Origin of the sequence: Pseudomonas sp. SGAir0191, assembly GCF_002812565.2 — a bacterium.
Lineage (GTDB): Bacteria > Pseudomonadota > Gammaproteobacteria > Pseudomonadales > Pseudomonadaceae > Aquipseudomonas > Aquipseudomonas parafulva_B.
Genome location: NZ_CP025035.2, coordinates 962,711 through 989,579, shown reverse-complemented (window position 1 = coordinate 989,579; position 26,869 = coordinate 962,711). Strand labels below are relative to the sequence as shown.

Below are 26,869 nucleotides of genomic sequence, written 5' to 3'. Positions count from 1 at the left end.
GGCGGGGCATCAGGGTAACCTGACGTACCCTGCCCCCAGCCCTGACACCTCGACCCCCTGCGGCCCTATGCCGTCCACGCTGACGGTCACCTCGCTCGGCGCTTGGCCAGGGTCCTCACGAAACCACACAACGTGCTCACCTGCGCTGCTGCGCTGCAGCGCCTCTGGCGGGATGACCAACGCCTGGGCCTTGCTCGAGATACGTATGTCCACCTGCGCGCTCATGCCCAGGCGCAAGCTAGAGCGGGCTGGCTCGGCGGGCAGCTCGAGTTCGGCCACCACTTCATACCAGGCCCCTGCGCCATCCAGCGTCCTGGGTTGCTGAGCGATGGGACCTAGTCTGCCTTCAAGGTGCTGCCCGGCCACGGTGACTCGCACAGGCTGCCCTTGCTGTACGTTAGGCAAGTCCTGCTCCTCGACTGTTGCCAGCACCTGCAATCGGTCCAGGCCGATGAGCTCGAGCACTGGCACGCCGCGCGCGACGTGTTGGCCAGCCTGCAAGGGCACGACCTGATTGACGCCTGCGGTCTTGGCAGGGACGACAACGCCGCTCAAAGGCGCATTGACGGTGCGTTGTCCATGCAGCGCGAGCAGCGCATGGTACTGAGCTTCGGCGTTCAGCAGTTCCATACGGGCAATCTGAAGGGCGTCGCCTTGACCTTGTGCAAGGGTCTGCTCCAACGCCTGCTCGGCCTCAAGCACCGCCTGCGCATGCATGTCGACCAGCTGGATCAGGCTACGAACTTCCATACCCGCGACGATACCGCGCTCGAAAAGGCGCCGGTTTTCCTCCAGGTCCAGCTGACTTGTGGACAGCGCATTGCGGGCGCTGCTCAGGTTCCGTTTCGCCCTGGCCACCTCGGGACCGGTGGTCCAGTGCTCCAGTGCGTCCGCGTAGCGGCGAGCTTTCAACCAGGCTGCCTGAGCCATGCGCAATTCGATGTCGAGCTGTTCGGTATCGAGGGTGAGCAGTGGATCACCCGCGCCTACCTGCTGCCCGGGCTGTGCCAAAACCGCTGCCACCCGTCCCTCGAAGGGCGCATTCACCGTCACCTGACGCGCAGCCTGGAGGCGACCGACCAAGCCCAGTCGTTGCTCGAGCGTTTGCGGCTCGATGCGCACCCATCGCGCCGTCTCAGGCTGCACCGAGCGGGCCCCCTGATACCACGCGCCGAATCCGACGCTCAGCACTAGCAGCAGCAGACCGTTGCGCCAGTTAGTCATGGAGTACAACCCCCCAGCGCTCGAGGGTCGTGCCCAGCAGTTGGTCAAGGCTTGTCTGACCATTGAGATAGGCGATAGCCGCATCCAGACGCGCATGCTGAGCATAGCGAAGGTCACTTTCAAAGCTCAGGACCTCGAAGTTGCTTGAGCGGCCAAGCGACAGTTTTTCCTGCTCGATCGCAAGCTTGCGCCGGGATAACGCCAGCGCCCGGCCGGCGATCTGCAACTGCCGCCATCGCCCCTGAATATCCTTCACGGCGTTGAAGATTTCGCGTTGCAGCTGTTGGTCTGTTTCGGCCTGCCCCAGGGCATGTTCTTGCAGCGCAACCTGCGTGCGCACCTGAGCTTGTCGTACCTGAAGGTCACCGATGGGGATCGCCAGCTCCAGCCCGACGTAATGCCGCCAGCTGGCCTGCAGGCCGGGCCTTTCGTGGGCCTGCGCGGCGCCGGCAACCAGCGACAGGTCCCAGCGCTGCTGGTCCTTGGCCAACAGCAGATCCACGGCAAGCTGCTCGCCTGTGAGCTGCTGCATGAGGTAGGCCGGTTGCAGAGCCTTGGCCCGGGCGAGCGCACGGGTAGCGTCAAGGTGGACCTGGCGTGGCTCGATCTCATCCACGGCCAGCAGTGGCGTGCTCAAGTCAATGGCCAAGGTCTGGGCCAGTGCCAGGCGACTTTCTTCCAGTTGCCGGTGACTGTTCTCCCGGGCCAACTCCTGGTTGGCCACTTCCGCTTGCGTCTGAACAATGTCGAACGCTGCCATGCGGCCGGTTTCGATGAGCGCCCGGTTCACGTCGACCAAACGCCGGGCACGCTGCAAGGCCTGGTCGGCGATCTTTTGCTGCTCCTGGGCACGGAGCAAGGCTCGATAAAGCAGGATGACCTGACTGATGGTCTGCCCCACGGTTTCGCGCAAGGCCAATCGGTTGAGCTGCTCCGACAGTTGCGCCTGACGCAAGGGGGCGGTGGCGACGTCCACGCCAGCGCCCCGCAGCAAGGGCTGGACCACGGTCAGGTTCGCTCCGTCGCGTTGGCGGGGCCGTTGGCCCTCAATCTCGATGTGGTCATAAGACCGGTCAAGGTCCAGGCGTGTACCGTAGGGGGTCAGCAGGCTGGCGGCAGGCACGAGCTGCACATCGCGCTGGCGGTCGTTCTGATCGCGGTGACGCAGGTAGCGCGCCTTGAGCAGCAACTGCGGGGCGTATCGGTCGCGCGCCACGCGCAGGTCGAACCTGTCCGCCACACGCTTGAGGTGGGCGCTTCGAATGGCACGGTTTTCACGCAATGCCAAGGCCACGGCTTCATCGAGTTGAAGCGGCACTGGATCGGTCCGGGCCAGGGCCAACGCGCTGACCGCATCTGCCCGGGCTGCGATGGGAATGGACAACACCCAGGCCAGCGCCAGCCAACTAGTCTTCACGCAGCGCCTCCACCGGCTGCAACCTTGCTGCCGCAACCGCTGGGTATACCCCGCAGGCAACCCCTACGGTCACTGAACTGACCATGCCAAGCGGCACCGCGGCCAGGGCCAGCCCAGTAGGCCACCCGGACAGCAGGGCAAAAATCCAGGCGGCCAGTACGCCGATCAAGGCCCCGCCAACCGCCCCTGTGCCTGACAGCAACATGGCTTCGAGCAGAAATGACCAGCCGATATCCTGTGCCCGCGCGCCCAATGCAAGGCGAATACCGATTTCTCGGCGTCGTTCGGCCACCGTCATGAGCATGATGTTCATCACCCCGATGCCGCCCAGCAACAAGGCGATGCCGGCAAACCCGGCCAACAGCCACGTGAGCATTTGCGATTGAGCGGTCATGCCCGCCAACAGTTGACTGGGCAACCTGACGAGCACCTGGTGGCGCGGCAACTGCATCTGCAGGTAAGCGGACAGGTGATCGGCTGCCAACGCCAGGGACTGCGCGTCGCGCCCCAGTGCCAGCACCAGGCTCACCTCCGGCATCGGCGTCAATCGGCGCATGCCTGCCAATGGCATCCACACGGCCTGGTCGAGCATGACCGGCAACAGCGGGTTGTCACCGGTCGAGACCAACAGGCCAACGACGTCATACACGTAACCGCCTATCTGCAACCGATCGCCCGTCTTGGCGTCCAGCTGCCTGGCCAGGATGCTGCCCAGCACCACGTGGGGTGCCTTGTCGTCATGCGCCGACAGCAAGCGACCTTCGTCCACGTCCAGCTTCAACAACCTGGCAAGGCCAGCGCCGCTGCCGATTATCATCGCCTCCTGCTGCAGGCCAGCACGGCGAATGCTGGCCGCAGCCACGCTGATCGCGACGGCCGCCCGTACGGACGCCGGCATGGCGGTCAGATCAGGTTCGGCTTTCGAGCCTGCCGTGCCCTCGCGCTGCAGTTCAGCGACCATCAGCTCACTGCCAAGGCCCTCATACAGCTGCTGCGCATGCTGCGCTGCGCTTTGCCCCATGTTCAGCAACGCCACCACCGACGCGCAGCCGACGCCGATACCCAGCAAGGCCAGCCAGGCACGACGCCCCATCAACCGCACGTTGTCCAATGCCTCGCTCAGACGTTGCTGCCAGCCAGGGCCGTAGGGCTCATGCATCGGTCAGCCTGCCTTGATCGACGCGCACACGCCGCTGCAGTCTGTGCGCCACTTTGGCGTCATGGGTGACCACCAGCAAAGTCGTGCCCCTCTCCCGGTTAAGCGTCAGCAGCAGTTGCAGGACCTGCTCACCGGTCTGGGCGTCAAGGCTCCCGGTGGGCTCATCGGCCACCAGCAGGTTCGGCTCGGTGACCAACGCACGCGCGATCGCCACACGTTGGCGCTGACCACCGGACATCTCGGCGGGCCGCTTGCCAGCCTGACTGGCAAGGCCAACGGCACGCAATTGCACCTCGGCGAGCTGGCGGGCAACGGGCAAGCGCAGCCCTCGATACGACAGCGGCAACGCCACGTTGTCCAGGGCGCATAACCGCGGCAGCAGGTTGAAACTCTGGAAGACGAAGCCAATCAGGCGGTTACGCATCACGGCGCGCTGGTCGGCGCTGGCCCCTGTCATGTCGGTACCACCGATCCATACCTGGCCTGCGCAAGGGCGGTCCAGCAGCCCAATGAGGTTCAGCAACGTGCTCTTGCCCGAACCGGACGGGCCGATGACAGCGCACGTCTGCCCGCTGGGGATCAACAGGTCGATGCCGTGAAGCACCGGCACGTCATCCTGAAAACGGCTGACATTGCACAGCTGTACGGCGGGCATCATGCGGGCTTGCCTGGTTCGTCAGGGCCTTCGAGCGGCGGGTGATCTTTTTTTGCCTGTTCTTCAAGCTTGCGGGCGGTTTTCAGGAGGGTGTCGATCAGAGAATCGGGATCATCGCTGCGAGGGGGGTCGGTTTTGCCTATCATCGCAGTTAAATCGAATTCGTAGTTTCTAAAACCCGCTTCCAGGATAGGAGGAAGGTTTTTGTAATAATCGATCATTTCTCTCAGCGCATCGTCCCTGAAGCCTGTCCTGTCGTATTCCGCATTGGCTTTGTCAACGATGTAGTGCGTCCACTGCGAATAACGATGACCTAATTCAGCACTGGCGGCGAGCCGCTCGTTGTAGGTGAAGTCTTCGCCCTCATCGTAACCGATCAGCGCCAATTGCTCCGTGGTGAGATGCTTGAAGGGATTGGCATCTTTCCCATTGATGAAATCAGTCGCTTGCCGCGCCCTGGCTAAGAGCGCCTGATCTTGAGTATCCGGAATGAAGGCATCATGCAGCGCCTTTGTATATACATAACCTTGGCCGCCAAGATCCATCCGAATGCGAGACGCAAGCTCCGCCAACTCCTGCCGACTCAGCTGGCTATCTCGGGCAGCCGCTCGCTCCGCCGCCGCCGCGAGTTGACGGCCCAACGCCGAAACATCAGAACTTGGCTCATGTACTTCAGACACGGACGAGACGCTGCCCGAGTTCGTAGAGGACGTTGTCTCCTTTGCCCGCGCTACAGGGACAGGCCCTACTGAAGAACTTGCCGTTCTCGAAATATATTCCATAGCCGCACCTCGATTTGAAATTCAGTGAACTCAATCGGTGAAAGTGCCTGCCTTTGCCGCCAGCACCAGTCCAACAGCAAAGCAGGCTACAGAGCCGGGTTATTTCATGGTGAATTCGGCCTTCCAGGCGTAGTTGGCACTAAACCCCGAGTTAACCGCCGTGCAAGTCGCACCGCCCGCCGGCGTGGCAGTCTTGTTCCACTTGGGCTGTTTGATACCTCCCGACATCATCATGACGAACGTCGTGCTGAAGGCGCATGACTTGCGCCCTTGCGAGTAGCGGAGCATTGCACCATTGGTATCAGGGCTAACCAAACGCTGCACAGTGAACCGGATGCTCTCACCCGGTTTTACCTCGTCGTGCGGCTTAGGGTTAGCAATCTGATACGTACTGGTCTCGTTCGCATTGGTCAGCTGGAGCTTCACCGACTCGGTTCCGAGGTTTCTGAACGTCACTTCAACGGGCGGCCCCGCAAGGGCTGGGGCCGCTGCCAGCATGACTGCGGTGGCAGAGAGGATTCGCATGCAGTTCTTCATCGTTTCAAGCCTCGTCTCTTCCATGTGGTTAGGGATCAGACGCCTGCGTGGGCCAGCCACGCATTGACTGCGACGATCCTTCGTTCACAGCCGCCAATCACGACGTCTGGCCACGTTGGCGGCCCGGCGCTGAAAAACCTTAGGAACCGAAGGGCCTTCAAACGTTACGGGATGTGCCGAGAAATCGTGCAGGCCAGGCGCGAAGGACCGTTTATTGACGTCAAAAAATAAACACCGGACCAAAAAATTTTCAGATTGCCATCATCACCAGGGGCATTTTTTTCGTTTTTTTTCGCTCCCGGCGCCCATGCTGGCATATAAATATCCCGAAACATTTTCGCCCTTTGTACACCGAGGCCAAACCGACAGGTGCCATCAATTTGAAATTGTATGACCATCGCGAAATACTGAAAAAACCTTCCTACGAATGAATCTCAAGCCGGAACTTCTCTCAACCCTACTGCTCATAGGTGCCGTAACGATTTTGATGTTCGCAGGTTGTAAGAGATGGCCTAAAGATAAATTTCCATATTGAAAAGTTGCCAGCATCTCGACATCAAACCCTGGCAATCAAATATCGCATCCAGCGTGCCAGCCGTAATGGCCGCGCCTAGCGTGAGTGATAAAACTCAATGGTTTGTTATTTAAAACAACAAACCCAACACCGGACAGCTGTACGTATACATGAACATACGTGCCGACCGCGCCCCTATACGTTCGACGGGTGGCTCAATGAACTTGCTCAATTCAGCACGTTAAACGCAACCGTTTAATTTCAATGTAACTGCCCGGGGGCGATACCGATATTCGTCACGCCCCCGTGCACCCTGGATTTGTTGTTTATCAACCCCACTCGGCACGTACAAGTGTCAGCGTGATAACACACGAGGTGATAGCGATGCGTATCAGCATCTTTGGTTTGGGTTATGTAGGTGCCGTCTGTGCAGGTTGTCTGACTGCACGTGGCCATGACGTGATTGGCGTCGATGTCTCGGCCACCAAGATCGACTTGATCAACCAGGGTAAGTCGCCCATCGTCGAACCCGGCCTTGAGGCGCTGTTGCAGCAGGGGATCGCCAATGGCCGCCTGCGGGGAACCACCGACTTTGCCGAGGCCATCCGGGCCAGCGATGTGTCGATGATCTGTGTGGGCACCCCCAGCAAGAAGAATGGCGACCTGGGCCTTGAGTACATCGAATCGGTGTGCCGGGAGATCGGTTTCGTGCTGCGTGAAAAAGCCAGCCGCCACACCATCGTGGTGCGCAGTACCGTGTTGCCAGGCACCGTGAAGAACGTGGTGATCCCGCTGCTCGAGGACTGCTCCGGCAAACGGGCTGGGATCGACTTCGGCGTCGCGGTCAACCCTGAGTTCCTGCGTGAGAGCACGGCCATCAAGGACTACGACCATCCGCCGATGACCGTCATCGGTGAGCTCGACAGCGCCAGTGGCGACGTGCTCCAGGCGCTCTACGAAGAACTCGATGCGCCGGTCATCCGCAAGTCGGTCGAAGTGGCCGAAATGATCAAGTACACCTGCAACGTGTGGCATGCCACCAAGGTGACCTTCGCCAACGAGATCGGCAACATCGCCAAGGCCGTGGGCGTCGATGGCCGCGAAGTGATGGAGGTGGTCTGCCAGGACAAGGCACTGAACCTGTCCCAGTACTACCTGCGCCCAGGCTTCGCCTTCGGCGGTTCGTGCCTGCCCAAGGATGTCCGTGCACTGACTTACCGCGCCGCCAGCCTCGATGTGAAAGCGCCCCTGCTCGATTCGCTGATGCGCAGCAACGAGTCCCAGGTGCAGAACGCCTTCGACCTGATCGACAGCCACGACAAGCGCAAGGTGGCCCTGCTGGGCCTGAGCTTCAAGGCCGGCACCGACGACCTGCGTGAAAGCCCACTGGTGGAGCTGGCCGAGCGCTTGATCGGCAAGGGCTACCAGTTGGACATCTATGACGAGAACGTGCAGTACGCCCGGGTACACGGGGCGAACAAGGAGTACATCGAATCGAAGATCCCGCACGTGTCCTCGCTGCTCAATGCCGATTTCCAGAAGGTGATCGACAACGCCGACATCATCGTGCTCGGCAACCGTGACGAGCAGTTCCGCGCCCTGGCCCAGCACGCACCGGCCGGCAAGCAAGTGATCGACCTGGTGGGCTTCATGGCCAAGCCCACCAGCCCCGATGGCCGTACCGAAGGCATCTGCTGGTAACGCCTGGCCAGGCGACGCGGTGCCCCATCCCGCGTCGCCCTCCCCTGAATTCTTCACGGATGCTGAACATGCAAAGGCTTAAGACAGCGCTGCTGCAGTGCGCCGGTTGGTTGTTCTACATGAGCCTGCTCATGCTGATCGCCCTGGCCCTGCCAGTCGACATCTTCGACCCGCAGTCCAGGCACTTCATCTTCCTGGTCGGCGCAGTTGGCATCTGGCGTTACTCCATGGGCGCCACCCACCTCATCCGTGGCATGGTCTTTCTGTACGGCGTCTACCCGTACCTGCGCCGCAAGGTGCAGAAGATGGGCCGGGCGGCCGACCCGTCCCATGTCTACCTGATGGTCACCAGCTTTCGCATCGAAGCGCTGACCACCGCCCAGGTGTACAGCTCGGTGATTCGCGAAGCGATCGACTGCGGCTTCCCCACCACCGTGGTCTGTTCGCTGGTGGAGATGTCGGACGAGCTGCTGGTCAAGAGCCTGTGGGCCAAGTACAACCCGCCCCCCCATGTCACCCTGGACATCGTGCGCATTGCAGGTACTGGCAAACGTGATGGCCTTGCCTACGGCTTTCGCGCCATTTCCCGCATGCTGCCCGATGACGATGCCGTGGTGGCGGTGATCGACGGCGACACCGTGCTGGACGAGGGCGTAGTACGCAAGACCGTACCGTGGTTCAAGCTGTTCCCCAACGTCGGCGGCCTGACCACCAACGAGTTCTGCGAAGTGCGCGGCGGCTACATCATGAGCGAGTGGCACAAGCTGCGCTTCGCCCAGCGCCACATCAACATGTGTTCCATGGCCCTGTCCAGGCGCGTGCTGACCATGACGGGTCGCATGTCGATGTTCCGCGCCAGCGTGGTGACCAACCCCGAGTTCATCGCCGACGTGGAAAGCGACGCGTTGATGCACTGGCGCCTGGGCCGCTTCAAGTTCCTGACCGGTGACGACAAGTCCAGCTGGTTCAGCCTGATGCGCCTGGGCTATGACACGTTCTACGTACCCGATGCGTCCATCAACACGGTCGAGCACCCGCCTGAAAAGAGCTTCTTCAAGGCCAGCCGCAAGCTGATGTACCGTTGGTACGGCAACAACCTGCGGCAGAACTCGCGCGCCCTCGGGCTTGGCCTGCGCCGCCTGGGGCTGTTCACCAGCGTCGTGCTGTTCGATCAGCGGGTCTCGATGTGGACCAGCCTGCTGGGCCTGACAGTGGCCCTCATCGCCAGCCTGAAATTCGGTATGGCCTACCTGCTGGTCTACCTGCTGTGGATCGGTTTCACCCGCCTGGTACTCACCTTCATGCTGCTGTGCTCGGGCCACAGCGTGGGCCCGGCCTACCCGCTGATTCTCTATTACAACCAGATCGTCGGCGCGCTGATGAAGATCTACGTGTTCTTCCGCCTCGACAAACAGTCGTGGACGCGCCAGCCCACCACCCTCAAGCGTGACCTCGCCAGCTTTCAACAATGGTTCAACACCTGGTCCTCGCGGGCCATGACCTTTTCGGCTGCCAGCCTGTTCGTCGCTGCGCTGTTCATGGTCGTGTGACCCCACCCCGGATCGGAACTAACAGGAACAACCGCCATGAATACCGCCGTGAACGCCAACGTCGTGCATGAGTCCGAAGCCCAGCGCCAGCACGCACGGGTGCGCATGCCTGCCAGGCTGCGCTTTGTCGACGCCCAGGGTCAGCCCCATGAAGCCAAGGTGGATGACCTGTCGGCCGGCGGCCTGAGCTTCCACAGCCCGCAGCCTCTGGCCGTGGGCCAGGTACTGCACGGCCGGTTGCAGTTCACCGTCGATCACCTGGGGCTGTCGATGGACGTGGCGTTTCAGGTGCGCACCTACGTCCCTGGCAGCGGTCGGGCCGGCGTACAGTTCCAGAACCTGGAGCCGCGCGATATCGCCACCTTGCGCCACCTGATCACCAGCCACCTGTCCGGTGAGCTGATTACCGTGGGCGATGTGCTCAGCACGCTGCAACGGGACAACTTCACCAAGGCGCGCAAGCAGAAGGACGCCGGCAGCGGGCTAAGCCCCCTGGCCCGGTTCAAGGCGGTCAGCGTGACGCTGGGCGTGTTCGTGGCGGGCGTGGCAGCGTTCGGCTTCGTCGCCAAATCGCTGTATGGCCTATACTTCGTCAGCCATGCCCAGGCCGCCGTCGTCGCCGTGCCCGTCACCACCATCACCATGCCCAGGGACGGCACCGTCAGCAGCCTGGTGCCAGGCGGGGCCCAAACGAGCAAGGGCGCGCCGCTCGCCAGCTTCAGCACCAGCATGCTGGACATGCTCAAGGGCAGCCTGGACGACACCCAGCTCGAACCTGCCAAAATCCAGGAGCTGTTCGGCAAACAACTGTCCGGCACCCTCACCAGCCCTTGCGATTGCATCGTCGCCCGCCAGCGTGTGGAGGACGGCCAGTACGCCGCCAAGGGCCAGCCGATCTTCGAGCTGGTGCCACGTACCAGCACACCCACTGTCCAGGCCCGCTTCAGTTACCGCCAGTTCGACGAGGTCAGGCCGGGTACGCGGGTCAACTTCCAGGTAGCAGGCGAAGACCAGGTGCGCGCAGGGGAAATCGTCGCCAGCAGCAGCCTGGAACCCGAGGCGCTGGCCGCCGACATCCGTGTGCAGATCAAACCGGACAGCGCACTGCCAGCAGCCCTGGCAGGCCGACCGGTGTCGGTCACCAGCGACCGCGGCCCTTCGCTGGACTGGCTGATCGGCAGCGCGTCGGCCCGTGGCCTGTGAGGGCAAGGTGATGACGAGCATGCCAACCTTGCCAGGGTCGAACCCGCGCCCCTTTACTGCGTGCGCACTTGCCCTGACTGTGACACTGGCCGGATGCGCCGGTTTGCCCGACCAGCGCCTGGCCAACGAAGCGCTCAAGCGCGGCGACCTGGCAGTAGCCGAACGCAACTACCAGGCGCTGGCCGACCTGGGCTACAGCGATGCCCAGGTGGGACTGGCCGACATCAAGGTGGCCACCGGTGACAGCGCTCAGCGTGACCAAGCCGAAGCCACCTACCGCGCCGCCGCCGCCACCTCGCCCCGTGCCCAGGCGCGCCTCGGCCGCCTGCTGGTGACCAAGCCGGGCAGCACCCAGGCCGAGCGGGAAGAAGCGCAAACGCTGCTCAAACTTGCCGCCCGCCAGGGCCAGGGCAATACCTTGGTGCCACTGGCCATGCTGTACCTGGCCTATCCGCAGAGCTTCCCCAACATCAATGCGCAGCAGCAGATCGATCGCTGGCGTACCGAGGGCTACCCGGAAGCGGGCATCGCCCAGGTGCTGCTCTACCGCGCGCAGGGCACCTACGACCAGCACCTGGACCAGGTGCAGAGCCTGTGCCAGGCGGGGTTGGCAACCGCCGACCTGTGCTATGTGGAGCTGGCCACTGTGTACCGCAAGCGTGGCCAGGCCGAGCAGCTGACCGCCTTGTTGCAGCAGCTCGAATCGGCTTACGCCCGTGGGGCAGTGCCTGCCAGCCGGGTGGACAGCGTCGCGCGCGTGCTGGCCGATCGCAGCCTGGGCCAGACCGACGGGCAGGCTGCCAAGACGTTGCTCGAACGGGTTGCGCCGGCGTACCCGGCATCCTGGGTCAGCCTGGCGCAGCTGCTGTACGACTTCCCTGAATTGGGGGATACCGACCAGTTGCTGGCTTACCTGGAAAAAGGCCGTGATGCACAGCAACCTCGCGCGGACTTGCTGCTCGGCCGCCTGTACTACGAGGGCAAGCAGCTGCCGGCCGATGCCGAGAAGGCCGAGCGTCACCTGCTGGCCGCCGCCACGGCCGGGGAGACCAGTGCCCGCTATTACCTGGGCCAACTCTATCGCCGTGGCTACCTGGGCAACGTCGAGCCGCAGAAAGCGCTGGATAACCTGCTGGCAGCCGCACGCGGTGGCCAGGTCAGTGCCGACTATGCCCTGGCGCAGCTGTTCAGCGAGGGGCATGGCATCCGCCCGCAACCTGCCGATGCATGGGTCTTTGCGCAACTCGCCCAGGCCAACCCCACGCCCCAGTCGGCTGAGCTGTTGCAGCAGCTCGACCAGCAACTTGCCCCCGACACGCGCCGCCAGGCCCAGCAGACGCTGGCGCGGGAAACCCAGGCCCGCGCGGCCATGACGCCCGGCGCCAGCAATGCCCTGGCCCTGGATGTGCTGCAGGACGATGAAGACGACGTAGACGGTGAGGACTCGCCATGATGCTCAACCCTTTCGTCAAAGCCGGGATCGGCCTTGGCTTTGCCTTGCTGTGGTCCTGCCCGAGCCTGGCCCAGGTCACGGCCGAACGCAATTTTGGCCTGGAAGTGAAAGTCACTGGCCAGTCCGAAGACGACCGTGACCTGGGCACTCGCCCAGGCGGTGACGTCAATGGCCTGGGCCTGGACCTGCGCCCCTGGATCTACGGCGAGCGCGGCAACTGGAGCGCTTATGCCATGGGTCAGGCGGTCACCGCCACCGACACCATCGAAACCGATACCCTGCGCCAGAACGACGATGGCACCACCACCGACACGGGCGCAGACAGCCGTCAACCGGACAAGAGCTACCTGGCCATGCGCGAATTCTGGGTGGGCTACAGCGGCCTGACCGCCTACCCCGGCGAACAACTGCGACTGGGCCGGCAACGGCTGCGCAGCGACGATGGCATGTGGCGCGACACCAACATCGAAGCCCTCAACTGGACCTTCGACACCACCCTGCTCAAGGCCGACCTGGGCGTGGCCCGGCGCTTTAGCGAATACCGCACCGACCTGACCGACCTGGCCCCGCAGGACAAGGACCGTACTCACCTCTACGGCAATGTCGCCGCCCAGTGGACACCTGGCCACTGGGTGGGCCTGCGGGCTCATCACACCCACGACAGCGGCAGCCTGAAAAACCCCGGCGAAACCGTCGACGCCCTGGACAAGACCCGCACCGGCGACTTGACATGGCTGGGCCTTGAGGCCAACAGCGATGCCTACAACTGGCGCAATGAGCATGACGTCAACTACTGGGGCAGCCTGACCTGGCTGACCGGTAATCGCGACACACTCGGCAGCCGCCAGATGGGCGACCAGCAAGTGGCCACCGGCACCCAGCGCGGCGACGTCAATGCCTGGGCCACCGACCTGGGCGTACGCCTGCGCCTGAACCCGCAGTGGCAGGTGGGCGCCGCCTACGCCCATGGTAGCGGCGGCGGTGACCAGGGCGGCAACAACTTCGAGCAGACCGGCCTTGAAAGCAACCGCTCCAACTTCACCGGCACCCGGTCGCGGGTGCATCGCTTCGGCGAAGCCTTCCGTGGCGAGCTGGGCAACCTGCAGGCCGCGACCGTTTTCGCCTCCTGGCAACTGCGCGACGACTACGACGCCAGCTTTCTCTACCACCGCTTCTGGCGTGTGGACGGTCGGCAGAACATCGGCTCCAGCGGCATCAACGCCGTGGTCAACGACAACGGCATCAACCGGCCGCTGGTCGAGGGTGAGAAAGACCTCGGCCAGGAAATGGACGTGGTCGTGACCAAGTACTTCAAGCAAGGCCTGCTGCCTGCTTCGCTGAGCCAGGCGATCGACGAGCCTTCGGCCCTGGTGCGTCTGCGGGCTGGAGTATTCAAGCCAGGCGATGCCTACGGCAAGGAGGCCGACAGCTACATGCACCGCGCCTTCGTCGATGTGATCTGGCGTTTCTGAGGCCACGAGGAAATTGCCATGAACGTTCATCCACATCTTCGCCACAGCCTGCTGGCCTGCGCGCTGCTGCTTGCCAGCGGTTGGGCCTGCGCGGCGCAACCGGGCCTGCTGACCAAGGAATTGCAGCAGGCGCGCAGCTACACCGTGACCAGCGCGCCGATCGCACCGCTGCAACTCGACCCGCCAACGCTTCCTGACCTCAGTGGCTACACCCCGCAGGCCGTGCAGCAAAAGATCGACCGCAGCCACCCGGGCAAGGTCAGCCTGCGCCGCATGTTCCAGCAAGACAGCCTCAAGGAGTTCGTCGGTGGGGACAACAAGGCCGCCGAATGGGTGCGGCGCCAACACGGCATTCCGCAGGCCATTTTCATCGACGACGGCCACGTGGACATGGCGCAGTTGCGCCGCCAGGTGCCGCGCCAGTACCTGTCCGAGGTGCAGCCCGGTGTGTACCTGGCGCGCCTGCCCATCGTGGTCGGGCGCACCGGGACGTTGGAAATCGACGGCAAGGTCAAGCAACTGCGCCTGTCCGAGGAAGGCGGGGCATTTCTGATCAACGACGGCAAGCTGTTCATCACCGACACTCAAGTAACCGGGTGGCGCGAGCAGGCCAAGGGCCCGGCCACGTTCCGCTCGCCCCAGGCGTTTCGCCCGTTCCTGCTGTCCTGGGGCGGCACCGAGACCTATATCGTCAACAGCACCCTGGCAAGCCTTGGCTATGCGAAGTCCAAGTCCTATGGCGTGAGCATTTCCCAGTACACACCCAACCTGGCCAAGCGCATGGGCCGGGCGGAGCCGACCGGCTGGATCATCGGTTCGCAGTTCAGCGACCTGTGGTACGGCTTCTACTGCTATGAGACACGCGATTTCGTGGTCAAGGACAACACCTACCGCGACAACATCGTCTACGGCATCGACCCGCACGACCGCTCCCATGGGCTGATCATCGCCGGCAACAGCGTGCATGGCACGCGCAAGAAGCACGGCATCATCGTCTCGCGCGAGGTGAACGACAGCTGGATCTTCAACAACAAGAGCTTCGACAACAAGCTGTCAGGCGTGGTGATCGATCGCAACAGCGTCAACAACCTGGTGGCGTACAACCAGATCTACCGCAACCACACCGACGGCATCACTTTGTACGAGAGCGGCGACAACCTGCTCTGGGGCAACACGCTGGTCAACAACCGACGCCACGGCATCCGCGTGCGCAACAGCGTGAACATCCGGCTGTACGACAACGTCGCCATGGCCAACGGCCTTGTGGGTGTCTACGGCCACATCAAGGACCTGTCAGACACCGACCGCGACATTGCCCTCGACCCGTTCGATACCAAGGTGTCGTTGATCCTGGTGGGCGGGCAGCTGGCGGCCAACGGTTCTGGCCCGCTGTCGATCGACTCGCCGTTGTCGGTCGAGCTGTACGACGTGGCCATGCTGGCGCCGCGCAAGGCCAGCGGGATCACCTTCAACGGTGTGCTGGGCCAGCGCCAGGACGAAATTCTCGACCTGCTGGTACGCCAGCGCAAAGCCGTGCTGATCGACCCGGTCGAGCGCCAGACCGAATTGATCCAATAAGGAAGCCCGGACCATGACTTTACAAGCGATTACCGTGCTGGGCGTGACCTGCGCTCTTCTGGCCATCAGCCAGGGTACACGCGCCGACACCGTACAGGCCCCCACCTTCACGGCAGCGCCGTGCTGCCAGCTGTGCCCGCAGGCACACGATGCCAGCCGCTACACCACCCGCTACCAGCAGAACTTCACCACGCTGGTGCAGGGCCAGGGCGACTGGTTATTCCGAACCCGTGAAGACTTGCGTACCGAGTTCGCCACCACCCCGGCCGGCTACAAACGCCTGCAACAGGTGCACGATGCCTTCAAGCAACGCGGCGTGGAGCTGGTGGTGGTCTACCAGCCAACCCGCGGCCTGGTGAACCGCAACATGCTGCAGCCGGCAGAAAAAGCGGCCTTCGATTACCAGAAGGCACTGGGCAACTACCAAGCCATGCTCAAGCGCTTCGCCGCCATGGGCTACAACGTGCCCGACCTGTCGCCGTTGACCAACGAGCAGTTGCCCGCCGCCGACCAGGGCAAGGATTTCTACTTCCGTGGCGACCAGCACTGGACGCCCTACGGCGCCGAGCGCGCGGCCCGTATCGTGGCCGACACCGTGCACAAGATGCCAGCATTCCAGGGCATCCCGCGCAAGGCATTCGAAACCGTCAAGTCAGGGCGCATGGGCAAGACCGGCACCTTGCACAACGTCGCCGGGCAGCTATGCGGCACCAGCTACGCGGTGCAGTACATGGACCAGTTCAGCACCGAGCCCAAGGGTGCCAGCGGCAATGATGACGACCTGTTCGGCGACCAGGGCAATGCCCAGATCACGTTGGTGGGCACAAGCCACAGCGGCAAGAACTACAACTTCGCCGGGTTTCTGGAGCAGTACATCGGCGCCGATGTACTCAACGTCGCCTTCCCCGGCGGCGGCCTGGAAGGGTCGATGATCCAGTACCTGGGCAGCGAGGAGTTCCGCAAGCACCCGCCCAAGATCCTGGTCTGGGAATTCTCGCCCCTCTACAGCCTGGAGCAGGAAACCATCTGGCGGCAGATCCTCGGCCTGCTCGACGACGGCTGCGACAGCCGCCCGGCCCTGATGAGCGCCAAGACCACGCTCAAGCCGGGCAAGAACACCCTGATGGTCAATGGCAAGGGCGGGGTGATCAAGCCGCTGGTCAACCGCCACCTGCAAATGGATGTGAAGTTCGACGACCCGTCGGTGAAGGTGCTGCAGGCAACCCTCTGGTACCTCAACGGCCGGCACGAGGACATCAAGCTGGAAAAACCCGAAACCTCCGATACCGATGGCCGGTTCGTGTTCCAGATGCGCGAGGACCAGGACTGGGCCGATCAGAACCTGCTGGCCTTCGAGGTACAGGGGCCGGAAAAAGGCACCCAGGCACTCGAAGCCACGCTGTGCAAACGCAACGACTTCGCCGGGCCTGCGCATACCGCGCAGGCCGGCCAGTGAGGCGAACATGACCTACCGCACTTTCATCCTGCGCCCCGCCCTGCTCGCCCTTGCCCTGTTCGGCAGCGCCGCGCAGGCCGCGCTGGTGCCGCCCCAGGGCTACTACGAAGGCATCGAGAAACTCAAGACCGGCACCGGCGACGTTCGCTGCGCGGCCCCGCCCACGCCGTATACCGGTGCCCTGCAGTTTCGTAGCAAGTACGAAGGCTCGGACAAGGCGCGGGCCACGCTCAATGTGGCTTCCGAGCACGCCTTTCGGACTTCAACCCAGGACATCACTGCCCTGGAAAAGGGGGTGAGCAAGAGCGTCACCCAGTACATGCGCGACGGTCGACCGGCGCAGCTGGACTGCGCACTGACGTGGCTGAGCACCTGGGCACGGGCCGACGCACTGATGTCCACGAACTACAACCACACCGGCAAATCGATGCGCAAATGGGCACTGGGCAGCCTGAGCGGGTCATGGCTGCGCCTGAAGTTCTCCAACGCCAGGCCACTGGCGGCGCACCAGGCCGAGGCCGAACTGATCGAGAAGTGGTTCGCTCGCCTGGCCCAGCAGACGGTTCGCGACTGGAGCGACCTGCCGCTGCAGAAGATCAACAACCACAGCTACTGGGCGGCCTGGTCGGTCATGGCCACGGCCGTGGCCACCGACCGCCGCGACCTGTTCGACTGGGCGGTGAAGCAATACAAGGTGGGTGCCAACCAGGTCGACGACCAGGGCTTTCTGCCCAACGAGATCAAGCGCAAGCAACGCGCGCTGGCCTACCACAACTATGCGCTGCCGCCACTGGCGTTGATCGCAAGCTTCGCCCAGGCCAACGGCGTGGACCTGCGCGCCGAGAACAATTTCGCCCTGCAGCGTCTGGGCGAAGGGGTACTGGCCGGCGCCCGCGATCCGCGTCATTTCGCCGAGCGCGCAGGCGAAAAACAGGACATGAAGGACCTGAAGGTCGATACCAAGTACGCCTGGCTGGAGCCCTGGTGCGCCCTGTACCACTGCGTGGGCGACACCCTGGCGCGCAAGCAGGGCATGCAGCCGTTCAACAGCTTCCGCATGGGGGGCGACATGACGCGCGTGTATGACCCAGGCGCAGCGCGCAAGCCATAACGCATGACCGTGCAAGGGCCGGCGTGTCGTGACGACATGCCGCCTGCACAAATCTAGGTAGCCACCCGCTTGTCTGCGGGGGGTTTGGGGGGCGTATGGCCCTGGATGCTGTGAGTCATGAGGAGAACCGGGATGGTCTTTTCGTCCAACGTGTTCCTGTTCCTGTTCCTGCCGATCTTCCTCGGCTTGTACTACCTGAGCGGGCAGCGCTATCGCAACGCGTTGTTGCTGATCGCCAGCTACCTCTTCTATGCCTGGTGGCGTGTGGACTTCCTCGTCTTGTTCGCCGGCGTCACCCTGTGGAACTACTGGATCGGCCTGAACGTCGGTGCCGCCGGTGTGCGCAGCAAGCCTGCGCAGCGCTGGCTGCTGCTGGGCGTTGGCGTGGACCTGGCCATTCTGGGCTATTTCAAGTACGCCAACTTCGGCGTCGACAGCCTCAATGCGATCATCACCTCGTTCGGCCTGGAGCCGTTCATCCTCACCCATGTGCTGCTGCCAATCGGCATCTCGTTCTACATCTTCGAGTCCATCAGCTACCTCATCGACGTGTACCGCGGCGATACCCCGGCCACCGGCAACCTGATCGACTTCGCCGCCTTCGTGGCGATCTTCCCGCACCTGATCGCCGGGCCGGTGCTGCGCTTCAAGGACCTGGTCGAGCAGTTCAACCACCGCACCCACACCCTGGACAAGTTTTCCGAAGGCTGCACGCGCTTCATGCAAGGGTTCGTCAAGAAGGTGTTCATCGCCGATACCCTGGCGGTGGTGGCAGACCATTGCTTCGCCTTGCAGCAGCCCACCACCGGCGATGCCTGGCTGGGCGCGCTGGCCTACACCGCGCAGCTGTATTTCGATTTCAGTGGCTACAGCGACATGGCCATCGGCCTGGGCCTGATGATGGGCTTTCGCTTCATGGAAAACTTCCGCCAGCCCTACATCAGCCAGTCCATCACCGAGTTCTGGCGGCGCTGGCACATCAGCCTGTCCACCTGGCTGCGCGACTACCTGTACATCACCCTGGGCGGTAACCGCAAAGGCACGTTCAACACCTACCGCAACCTGTTTCTGACCATGCTGCTGGGCGGGCTCTGGCATGGCGCCAACTTCACCTACATCCTCTGGGGCGGCTGGCACGGCCTGTGGTTGGCGATCGAGCGGGCATTGGGCATCGACACCCAGCCGCAGCGCTTCAACCCGGTCAAGTGGGCCTTCACCTTCCTGCTGGTGGTGGTGGGCTGGGTGGTGTTCCGGGCCGAGAACCTGCACGTCGCAGCGCGCATGTACGGCGCCATGTTCAGCTTCGGCCACTGGCAGCTTTCCGAACTCAACCGCGCCCAGCTGACCGGCCTGCAGGTGGCGACCCTGGTGATCGCCTACCTGGCCCTCGCCTACTTCGGCCTGCGCGATTTTTACCGCAACGCCCGGACTACGCCTGCCGCATCACCCGCAGCCACGCCGGTGCAGATCAACAGCGATGGCTCGCTCGGTCTGGGCTGGACCCGCGTGATGACCCGAACCCTGGTGTTGCTGCTGTTCGTCGCTTCGATCCTGAAGCTGTCGGCGCAGAGTTACTCGCCGTTTCTTTACTTCCAGTTCTGAGGCCGATGTGATGACCCGGACACTTCGCATGACCTACTGCTTGTCTTTCCTCAGCCTGTTGACGGGCATGGGCTTGTGGTCGACCTCAAGCCTGCCCGGCTTTGAACGCACCCAACAGATGAGCCTGCTCGACGGCAAGCTGGCCAAGGCCGCCGAACAGCACTACGACGCCGAGTTCCCGATCAAGCGCCTGGGCACCAACGTGTGGGCCGCCCTGGATTTCAAGCTGTTCCATGAAGGCCGCCCAGGGGTGGTGCTGGGGCGTGACCAGTGGCTGTTCAGCGACGAAGAGTTCAAGCCCACCGCCGGTGCCGAGCCCTTGATGCAGGAGAACCTGGCGCTGATCCGTGGCGTGCGCGATACCCTGCAACGGCACGGCAGCCAGCTGGTGCTGGCGATCGTGCCGGCCAAGGCACGGGTATACGAGGAACACCTTGGCCAGACACGACCGGCGAGCCTACATGGGGACCTGTACAACCAGTTTCATGCCAAGGCGCGCCAGGCCAATGTGTTCGCCCCTGACCTGATGGCTGCGCTGGAGCAGGCCAAGGCCCGCGGCCAGGTGTTCCTGCGCACCGATACCCATTGGACGCCCCTGGGCGCCGAAGTGGCGGCACAAGCGCTGGCTGCGGCGGTCAGCCGCCAGCGTCTGCTCCAGGCTAGCCCACAAACCTTCGTCACCCAGGTCCAGGGCAGTGCGCCGTACAAGGGCGACCTGACCAACTTCCTGCCACTGGATCCCTTGTTCAGCCACCTGCTGCCGCCGCCGGACACCCTCCAGCAACGCACCACCCGCCCTGTTGCAGCTCAAGCCGACGCGGCGGATGCGTTGTTCGCCGACCAGCAGATACCCGTGGCGCTGGTGGGCACCAGCTACAGCGCCAACCCCCGCTGGAACTTCGTGGGCGCCTTGCAGCAGGCGCTGCACAGTGACGTGGCCAATTACGCCGAGGACGGCCACGGGCCCTTGCTACCCATGCTCAAGTACCTGCAAAGCGATGCTTTCAAGCATGCCGCCCCCCTGGTGGTGGTGTGGGAATTCCCGGAGCGCTACCTGCCCATGAAACCTGAACTCGACGGCATCGATCCGCACTGGGTCGCCCAGCTCAAGCACTCGCGTCAAGGCGAAGACAACCTGGCCTTGACGACTACCCGAACCACCCACTGACCGAAAGAGGCAATGCCCATGACGACTCCATCTTCCATCGCCAAAGCCCTGACCCTCGCGGCCGGCCTGTCCCTGGCTTCAGTGCAGGCTTATGCAGGCGCCGACGCGGCGCTTTACGGCCCGAGCGCGCCAAAGGGCTCGACCTTCGTGCGCTTGTACAACGCAAGCAGCGCACCGGCTGGCGCGTCAGTCGGCAACACGCAGATCAAGCCCGTCGGCCCCCAGGCCAGCAGCGACTTCAGTTTCCTGCCAGGCGGCGATTACACCGCTCAGGTCGGCAGCAAGCGCGTACCGGTCAAGCTGGCCTCGGACCAGTACTACACCCTGGTCAACAGCCCTGCCGGCACGCCCCAACTGATCGAGGAACCACCGTTCAAGAACAAGCAGAAAGCGCTGGTGCGGGTACAGAACCTGAGCGACCAGACGCTGGCGCTCAAAACCGCCGATGGCAAGACCGAAGTGGTCAAGCCGGTCGCCGCCAATGGCCGCGGCGAGCGTGAAATCAACCCCGTGAAGGTGGGCCTGGCGCTGTACCAGGGCGACCGCAAAGTTGGCGATGTGAAACCCGTGGCCCTGGAGCGCGGCGAAGCGGCCGTGCTGTATGTCACCGGTTCCGGCAGCACGCTGTCGCCGGTATGGGTCACCCGCCCTGTGAGCAGCAACTGATTGCCCTGCCCTCAATGACGATTGGAGAAACACGATGATCCCGGTAATTCTTTCTGGCGGTAGCGGTTCGCGTCTGTGGCCTTTGTCGCGCAAGCAGTTTCCCAAGCAGTTCCTGGCCCTGACCGGCGAACACACGCTGTTCCAGCAAACACTCGAACGTTTGATGTTCGAAGGCATGGACGCTCCCATGGTGGTCTGCAACAAGGAGCACACCTTCATCGTGCAGGAGCAGCTGGCCGCGCTCGACCTGCAGACCCAGGGCATCCTGCTTGAACCGTTCGGGCGCAACACGGCGCCAGCAGTGGCCATGAGCGCCATGAAACTGGTCAATGAAGGGCGTGACGCGTTGATGCTGGTGCTGCCTGCCGACCATGTCATCGATGACCAGAAGGCGCTGCAGCGGGCATTGGCCCTGGCCACGGTGGCCGCCGAGCGGGGCGAGATGGTGCTGTTCGGGGTGCCGGCGACCAAGCCTGAAACCGGCTATGGCTACATTCGTTCGAGCCAGGATACCTTGCTGCCCGAAGGTGTGGCGCGGGTGGCGCAGTTCGTGGAGAAGCCAGACGAGCAGCGGGCCATCGAGTTCGTCAAGGCCGGGGGGTATTTCTGGAACAGCGGCATGTTCCTGTTCCGTGCCAGCCGCTTTCTCGAAGAGCTGAAAAAGCACGACCCGGACATCTACGACACCTGTTTGCTGGCGCTCGAGCGCAGCCAGGTGGATGGCACCACGTTGACCATCGACGAAGCCAGCTTCGCCTGTTGCCCGGACAACTCCATCGACTATGCCGTGATGGAGAAGACCCAGCGGGCATGCGTGGTGCCGATGTCGGCCGGCTGGAGCGATGTGGGGTGCTGGTCGTCGCTGTGGGATGTGCACGAAAAGGATGACCACGGCAATGTCACCAAGGGTGACGTGGTGGTGCAGGACAGCCACAACTGCATGATTCACGGCAACGGCAAGCTGGTGTCGGTGATCGGGCTGGACAACATCGTGGTGGTCGAAACCAAGGACGCCATGATGATTGCCCACAAGGACAAGGTCCAGGGCGTCAAGCAGATGGTCAAGACCCTGGACGCACAGGGTCGCAGCGAAACCCAGAACCACCTGGAAGTGTACCGCCCGTGGGGTTCGTATGATTCGGTGGACATGGGCGGGCGTTTCCAGGTCAAGCACATCACCGTCAAGCCAGGGGCCAGCCTGTCGTTGCAGATGCACCATCACCGCGCCGAGCACTGGATCGTGGTATCCGGTACGGCTGAGGTGACGTGCGATCAGAAGGTATTCTTGCTGACCGAAAACCAGTCGACCTACATTCCGATCGCGTCGGTGCATCGCCTGCGCAATCCCGGCAAGATCCCGCTTGAAATCATCGAGGTGCAGTCGGGCAGTTACCTGGGCGAGGATGACATCGAGCGGTTCGAGGATGTGTACGGGCGAACGTCCGAGTCCGCGCCGTGTGGCGGCGCGGTCAAGGCTGCGTCGCAGTGATTGCGCGGTGATGTGAGGCTGAAGTCCCGGGGCTGATTCGCGCTCCGGCACTTCAGTCCCACCTCACCTTCCTCAATCCACAGCCGGCCAACCCCTGCCCTTTTGAGCCTTGCCCCATTTCACGCTACGATGCTTCAACCCTCGCGCAACCAAGGTCTGCAAGGCTCATGATCATCGGCGCTCTCCTTATCCTCACCTGGCTGGTGCTGTTGCTGCGCTACCCTGCCAAGGCCTTGCCGATTTCGCTGGCCGCCGTGGGTGGTCTGGGCCTGGTGGCCTTGTTCGTCATCTGGCAGGACACTCGCGAAACCTCGCAACTGGCCCGCTTGGACATGCGCCTTGCCTATGCCCCCACCCAATGCCCCGCCGACCGCCCCTTGCAGGTCACCCTGAAGAACGGCAACAAGGTGCCGCTCACCGAGCTGCGCTGGCATGTGGCGGCCTATGCGCCAGGCGACACAGTCAACCTGGCAGAAAATACCTACAATGCACCGCGCTACCGCGGACCTGGCGAATTGCAACCGGGCGCGCAGTGGTCCGATTGCCTGCCATTGCCTGCGCTGCGCTCGGGCTACCGTGCACAGACGTTGGAATTCAGGGCCGAGCACCTGCAAGGCAGCTTTGCCAACTGACTCCTTGTCGACGCCCAACGGCTGGCGACCCGTTGGCGACTCGGCGCAGACCCGCTGCCCCTCCACACAGACCCAAAGGCCTTCTGCATGTCGACAGTCCTGATCACCGGTTGCTCCAGCGGCATTGGCCGCGCCCTGGCCGATGCGTTTCGCGATGCCGGCCATCAGGTCTGGGCCACCGCCCGCCAGGCTGAAGATGTGGCGCGCCTGGCCGCTGCGGGCTTCGTTGCCCGGCAACTGGATGTCAACGACCCACACGCCCTGGCCCTGCTCGCGCAGGAACTCGAGGCACTGGACATCCTGATCAACAACGCCGGCTACGGCGCCATGGGGCCGCTGCTCGATGGAGGGGTCGACGCCCTGCAGCGCCAGTTCCAGACCAACGTGTTCGCGCTGGTCGGCGTGACACGCGCGCTGTTCCCCCAGCTGCGTCGCGCCCAAGGCCTGGTGGTGAACATCGGCAGTGTCTCCGGCGTGCTGGTCACGCCGTTCGCCGGCGCCTACTGCGCCTCCAAGGCTGCCGTGAAGGCCCTGAGCGACGCCCTGCGCCTGGAACTGGCGCCGTTCGGCATCCGCGTGATGGAGGTGCAGCCTGGGGCCATCGCCTCGCAGTTCGCCAGCCACGCTCAGCAGCAGGCGCAGCAGGTGCTGGCGCCGCAATCGCCGTGGTGGCCACTGCGTGAACACATCCAAGCCCGGGCCCGCGCCTCGCTCGACAGGCCGACACCGGCGGCGACCTTTGCCCAAGGCGTGCTGAAAGCGACCCAGCGTTGGCCAGTGCCGGCACGGGTGCGGCTGGGCAATGGCAGCACGGCCTTGCCGCTGATGGCCCGCCTGGTGCCGCAGCGTTTACTGGACAAGGTGCTGCGCAAACGGTTTGGCTTGTCACGAATGTTGTAGGTCGGTCACGAGCCTGCGCGTTCAGACCTTGTCGAATGCCTGCCACCCTCCGCCGAGCGCTTTGTACAGCCCCACGAGCGCCTGGGATACCGCGGCAGCGCTGTCGATCCACTGCTCTTGGCTGGCCAGCAAGGCCGACTGCACGGTCAGTACATTGAGAAAATCCACCGCGCCTTCCACGTATTGACGCTGGGCCGTTTCCAGGGCGATGCGGTTCTGGCGCACGGCCTCGGCAAGGCGATCGCGACGCAGCTGGCTGGCGTTGTACAGGCGCAGCACATCATCGATTTCATGCCAGGCCCCCAGCACCACCTTGCGGTAGTTCAGGGCCGCTTCCTGCTGCTGCGCCTGGCGCAGGGCCAAGGTGCCCTTGAGGCGACCGCCTTCGAAAATCGGCAGCGACAGCTGCGGCCCGAAGGCGAAGCGGCGAGCATCCCAAGCACCGAAGTCAGCCAGTTGCATGGCCTGGAAACCCACGTTGCCAGACAGCCGGATACGTGGATAAAAATCTGCCTTGGCCACGCCGATGCTGGCCGTGGCAGCATGCAGGCGCGCCTGGGCCTGGCGAATGTCCGGACGACGCTCGGCCAGCTCCGACGGCACGCCGATGGCGAACGTCTGCTGCGGGGCGGGCAGCTCACCGGCTTGCAGCAGGCTGCCCTGCAGGCTGCGTGGGGGCTCGGCCGCCAGCAGGCTCAAGGCATTGATCAGATCGTCACGGCGCGCCTGCAAAGTGGGCAGGCGCGACTCGATCAAGGCGACCTGGGCGTTGGCCTGGGCCACGTCGAGCCGGGTGGCCACGCCTTCGGCCTGACGGTCTTCGGACAACTTCAGGCTGTGCCGCGCGACCTTGAGGTTGTCCTCGGTCACCTGCAACGTATGCTGCACCGCGCGCAGCTGGATGTAATCACCGGCCGTTTCGGCGAGCAGGGCCAGCAGGACGCCGTTTCGGTCGTTCTCGGCCACCTCGACACTGGCGTCGGCCGCTTCGACCTGACGCCGCACACGGCCCCAGACATCCAGCTCCCAACCTGCTACCAAGTCACCCTGCCACAGGTTGAAAGCCGATTTGCCCGCGTTGCCGGAGGGGTCACTCAGCCCTTCGGCGCTGTTGCGGGCACGGCTGTAGCCTGCATTGGCGTCCACCGACGGCTGCTGGTCGGCGGCCACGGTGCTGCGCAGCGCACGGCTTTGCAGCAAGCGGGCACTGGCGATCTGCAGATCGAGGTTGCGCGCGGCGACCTGTTCGATCAGTGCGCTGAGCCGTGGGTCGTGAAAGCTGTCCCACCAGCGCAACTGCATGGGCTCGGCCACAGGTTGGCTGGGCGCGTGCTCACCCTCCAATTGGTCCCACTGCTGGGGCGCGTGGGTATCGGGCTGCTGGAAGTCCGGGCCAAGGGTACAGCCCGTGAGCAGTGCAGCGAGCACTATGGCCGCAGGGGCCTTGGCCCCCAAACGCGTGATGGGCCGCGATGAACGGGCTGCCTGTGGACCGGCGGGTGCAGGGCTCTGCGCGTAAGCGATGTTCATCGGGCCGTCACCTCGCTACCGGCCAGCTTATCGCCTTGGGTGTCGCTGGTCGTGTCGATGATCGCTTCGACCGACATGCCCACACGCAAGCGCGTCAACAACGGCTGCCCGTCATCGAATACGATCTTCACCGGGATGCGCTGCACCACCTTGGTGAAATTGCCGGTGGCGTTGTCCGGCTTAACCGCGGCGAACGTCACCCCCGTGGCCGGAGCGATGCTTTCGACGTGCCCATGGAGTCGTTCATCGGCAAAGGTATCGACGCTGATGCTGACTGGCTGACCGGGCTGCACGTGGGTCAATTGGGTTTCCTGGAAGTTGCCTACCACATAGGCCTGCTGCAGGGGCACCACCGACAACAGCCGCGCCCCGGGGTTGACATAGGCCCCGATGCGCAACGCGCGCTCACCGACCATACCGTCCACCGGCGCCGTGATGCGGGTATAGGAGAGGTCCAGCCGGGCCTTTTCCACCCCGGCTTCGGCGCGCTTGAGCTGGCCATCGGCGCTGGCGACCTGAGCGGCGAGGATGTCCACCTGCTTGCGCGCAGCTACCGAAGCTGCACGGGCATTGGCCAGGCGAGCACGGGCCTGATCCACGGCGCTGCGTGCCTGCTGGGCGTTTTGCACGGTACCGGCGCCCTGCTCGGCCAGGCGCCCGTAGCGGCGAACTTCATGATCGGCGAACGCCGCCTCGGCCTCGGCGGCTTTCACCGCTGCCTGGGCCTGAGCAATCAGCGCGTCCTGGCGGTCGAGGGTGGCACGGGCATCGGTGCTCTGGGCCTGGGCCACTAGCAGCTGCGCCTGGGCAGCGTCCAGGGCAGCCTGGTAGTCGCGGGCATCGATGGTGGCCAGCAGTTGGCCGGCCTTGACTTGCTGGTTGTCCTCGACCAGCACCTGGGTGATGAAGCCGGCGACCTTGGGCGCGACCACGGTGTAGTCGGCGGTCACGTAGGCGTCGTTGGTGCTCTGCCGGTGGTCGCTGCCCAGCAGCCAGGGACCGACGAGGGCGGCCAGCACGGCCACGGCCAGCACAGCGCCGATGAACAGGGTTTTACGGTGGGTGGTCAT

General features: G+C 63.7%; 22 protein-coding genes. 14 read left to right on the top strand and 8 right to left on the bottom strand.

The window, feature by feature from the left end:
- Nucleotides 1-9: 9 nt before the first annotated feature.
- From CWR53_RS04430 to CWR53_RS04405, 6 genes are all read right to left on the bottom strand, one after another.
- Nucleotides 10-1,224 carry an efflux RND transporter periplasmic adaptor subunit gene (locus CWR53_RS04430; RefSeq protein ID WP_181405465.1) on the bottom strand — a complete coding sequence of 405 codons (1,215 nt, stop codon included), beginning with the start codon at nt 1,222-1,224 and terminating at the stop codon, nt 10-12.
- Nucleotides 1,217-2,641 carry a TolC family protein gene (locus tag CWR53_RS04425; protein ID WP_100850916.1) on the bottom strand — a complete coding sequence of 475 codons (1,425 nt, stop codon included), beginning with the start codon at nt 2,639-2,641 and terminating at the stop codon, nt 1,217-1,219. The genes CWR53_RS04430 and CWR53_RS04425 overlap by 8 nt, the downstream gene beginning before the upstream one ends.
- Nucleotides 2,631-3,800: an ABC transporter permease gene (locus CWR53_RS04420; RefSeq protein WP_100850915.1), complete on the bottom strand. Its 1,170-nt coding sequence runs from the start codon at nt 3,798-3,800 to the stop codon at nt 2,631-2,633. Before CWR53_RS04420 ends, CWR53_RS04425 begins: the two co-directional genes overlap by 11 nt.
- Complete coding sequence (locus CWR53_RS04415) at nt 3,793-4,458, bottom strand: ABC transporter ATP-binding protein (protein WP_100850914.1); 666 nt, start codon at nt 4,456-4,458, stop codon at nt 3,793-3,795. The genes CWR53_RS04420 and CWR53_RS04415 overlap by 8 nt, the downstream gene beginning before the upstream one ends.
- On the bottom strand, nt 4,455-5,135 hold the full coding sequence (locus CWR53_RS04410) for a hypothetical protein (protein WP_138031807.1): 681 nt from the start codon (nt 5,133-5,135) through the stop codon (nt 4,455-4,457). The genes CWR53_RS04415 and CWR53_RS04410 overlap by 4 nt, the downstream gene beginning before the upstream one ends.
- 201 nt (nt 5,136-5,336) lie before the next feature.
- Nucleotides 5,337-5,774, bottom strand: a complete 438-nt coding sequence (locus CWR53_RS04405; protein ID WP_100852586.1) for a hypothetical protein — start codon at nt 5,772-5,774, stop codon at nt 5,337-5,339.
- Nucleotides 5,775-6,672: 898 nt separating this feature from the next.
- Here CWR53_RS04405 and CWR53_RS04400 point away from each other — a divergent pair.
- The 14 genes from CWR53_RS04400 (at nt 6,673) to CWR53_RS04335 (ending at nt 24,269) form a co-directional block, all read left to right on the top strand.
- Nucleotides 6,673-7,989, top strand: coding sequence for a nucleotide sugar dehydrogenase (locus CWR53_RS04400; protein WP_023534285.1), 1,317 nt, complete (start codon nt 6,673-6,675; stop codon nt 7,987-7,989).
- Between the two features lie 68 nt (nt 7,990-8,057).
- Complete coding sequence (gene alg8, locus CWR53_RS04395) at nt 8,058-9,539, top strand: mannuronan synthase (protein WP_181405464.1); 1,482 nt, start codon at nt 8,058-8,060, stop codon at nt 9,537-9,539.
- A gap of 36 nt (nt 9,540-9,575) precedes the next feature.
- Complete coding sequence (locus tag CWR53_RS04390; RefSeq protein WP_058604920.1) at nt 9,576-10,742, top strand: alginate biosynthesis protein Alg44; 1,167 nt, start codon at nt 9,576-9,578, stop codon at nt 10,740-10,742.
- Between the two features lie 19 nt (nt 10,743-10,761).
- Nucleotides 10,762-12,195 carry an alginate biosynthesis TPR repeat lipoprotein AlgK gene (gene algK / locus CWR53_RS04385; protein WP_100850911.1) on the top strand — a complete coding sequence of 478 codons (1,434 nt, stop codon included), beginning with the start codon at nt 10,762-10,764 and terminating at the stop codon, nt 12,193-12,195.
- The gene (locus tag CWR53_RS04380; protein ID WP_100850910.1) at nt 12,192-13,667 is read left to right on the top strand and encodes an alginate export family protein; all 1,476 of its coding nucleotides are present in this window, start codon (nt 12,192-12,194) and stop codon (nt 13,665-13,667) included. Before algK ends, CWR53_RS04380 begins: the two co-directional genes overlap by 4 nt.
- Before the next feature lie 18 nt (nt 13,668-13,685).
- Nucleotides 13,686-15,245, top strand: coding sequence for a mannuronan 5-epimerase AlgG (gene algG, locus CWR53_RS04375; protein WP_100850909.1), 1,560 nt, complete (start codon nt 13,686-13,688; stop codon nt 15,243-15,245).
- A gap of 13 nt (nt 15,246-15,258) precedes the next feature.
- Nucleotides 15,259-16,701, top strand: coding sequence for an alginate O-acetyltransferase (locus CWR53_RS04370; protein WP_100850908.1), 1,443 nt, complete (start codon nt 15,259-15,261; stop codon nt 16,699-16,701).
- A 7-nt stretch (nt 16,702-16,708) separates the two neighbouring features.
- The gene (locus CWR53_RS04365; RefSeq protein WP_100850907.1) at nt 16,709-17,812 is read left to right on the top strand and encodes a mannuronate-specific alginate lyase; all 1,104 of its coding nucleotides are present in this window, start codon (nt 16,709-16,711) and stop codon (nt 17,810-17,812) included.
- A 132-nt stretch (nt 17,813-17,944) separates the two neighbouring features.
- Nucleotides 17,945-19,414 (top strand): MBOAT family protein, encoded by a 1,470-nt coding sequence (locus CWR53_RS04360; RefSeq protein WP_100850906.1) that lies wholly within the window; start codon nt 17,945-17,947, stop codon nt 19,412-19,414.
- Between the two features lie 10 nt (nt 19,415-19,424).
- Entirely contained in the window at nt 19,425-20,582 is a 1,158-nt protein-coding gene (locus CWR53_RS04355) for an alginate O-acetyltransferase (protein WP_100850905.1), read from the top strand.
- Between the two features lie 18 nt (nt 20,583-20,600).
- Nucleotides 20,601-21,248: an alginate O-acetyltransferase AlgF gene (locus CWR53_RS04350; RefSeq protein WP_058604912.1), complete on the top strand. Its 648-nt coding sequence runs from the start codon at nt 20,601-20,603 to the stop codon at nt 21,246-21,248.
- A gap of 34 nt (nt 21,249-21,282) precedes the next feature.
- Entirely contained in the window at nt 21,283-22,737 is a 1,455-nt protein-coding gene (locus tag CWR53_RS04345) for a mannose-1-phosphate guanylyltransferase/mannose-6-phosphate isomerase (protein WP_058604911.1), read from the top strand.
- Between the two features lie 167 nt (nt 22,738-22,904).
- A complete protein-coding gene (locus CWR53_RS04340; RefSeq protein WP_100850904.1) occupies nt 22,905-23,369 on the top strand; it encodes a multidrug transporter in 465 nt (154 codons plus the stop codon).
- An 87-nt stretch (nt 23,370-23,456) separates the two neighbouring features.
- Nucleotides 23,457-24,269 carry an SDR family oxidoreductase gene (locus CWR53_RS04335; RefSeq protein WP_100850903.1) on the top strand — a complete coding sequence of 271 codons (813 nt, stop codon included), beginning with the start codon at nt 23,457-23,459 and terminating at the stop codon, nt 24,267-24,269.
- Nucleotides 24,270-24,290: 21 nt separating this feature from the next.
- Here the strand turns inward: CWR53_RS04335 and CWR53_RS04330 are convergent, their stop codons facing one another.
- Together CWR53_RS04330 and CWR53_RS04325 are read right to left on the bottom strand one after the other, a co-directional pair.
- Nucleotides 24,291-25,799, bottom strand: a complete 1,509-nt coding sequence (locus tag CWR53_RS04330) for an efflux transporter outer membrane subunit (RefSeq protein ID WP_100850902.1) — start codon at nt 25,797-25,799, stop codon at nt 24,291-24,293.
- Nucleotides 25,796-26,869 carry an HlyD family secretion protein gene (locus tag CWR53_RS04325; RefSeq protein WP_058604908.1) on the bottom strand — a complete coding sequence of 358 codons (1,074 nt, stop codon included), beginning with the start codon at nt 26,867-26,869 and terminating at the stop codon, nt 25,796-25,798. Before CWR53_RS04325 ends, CWR53_RS04330 begins: the two co-directional genes overlap by 4 nt.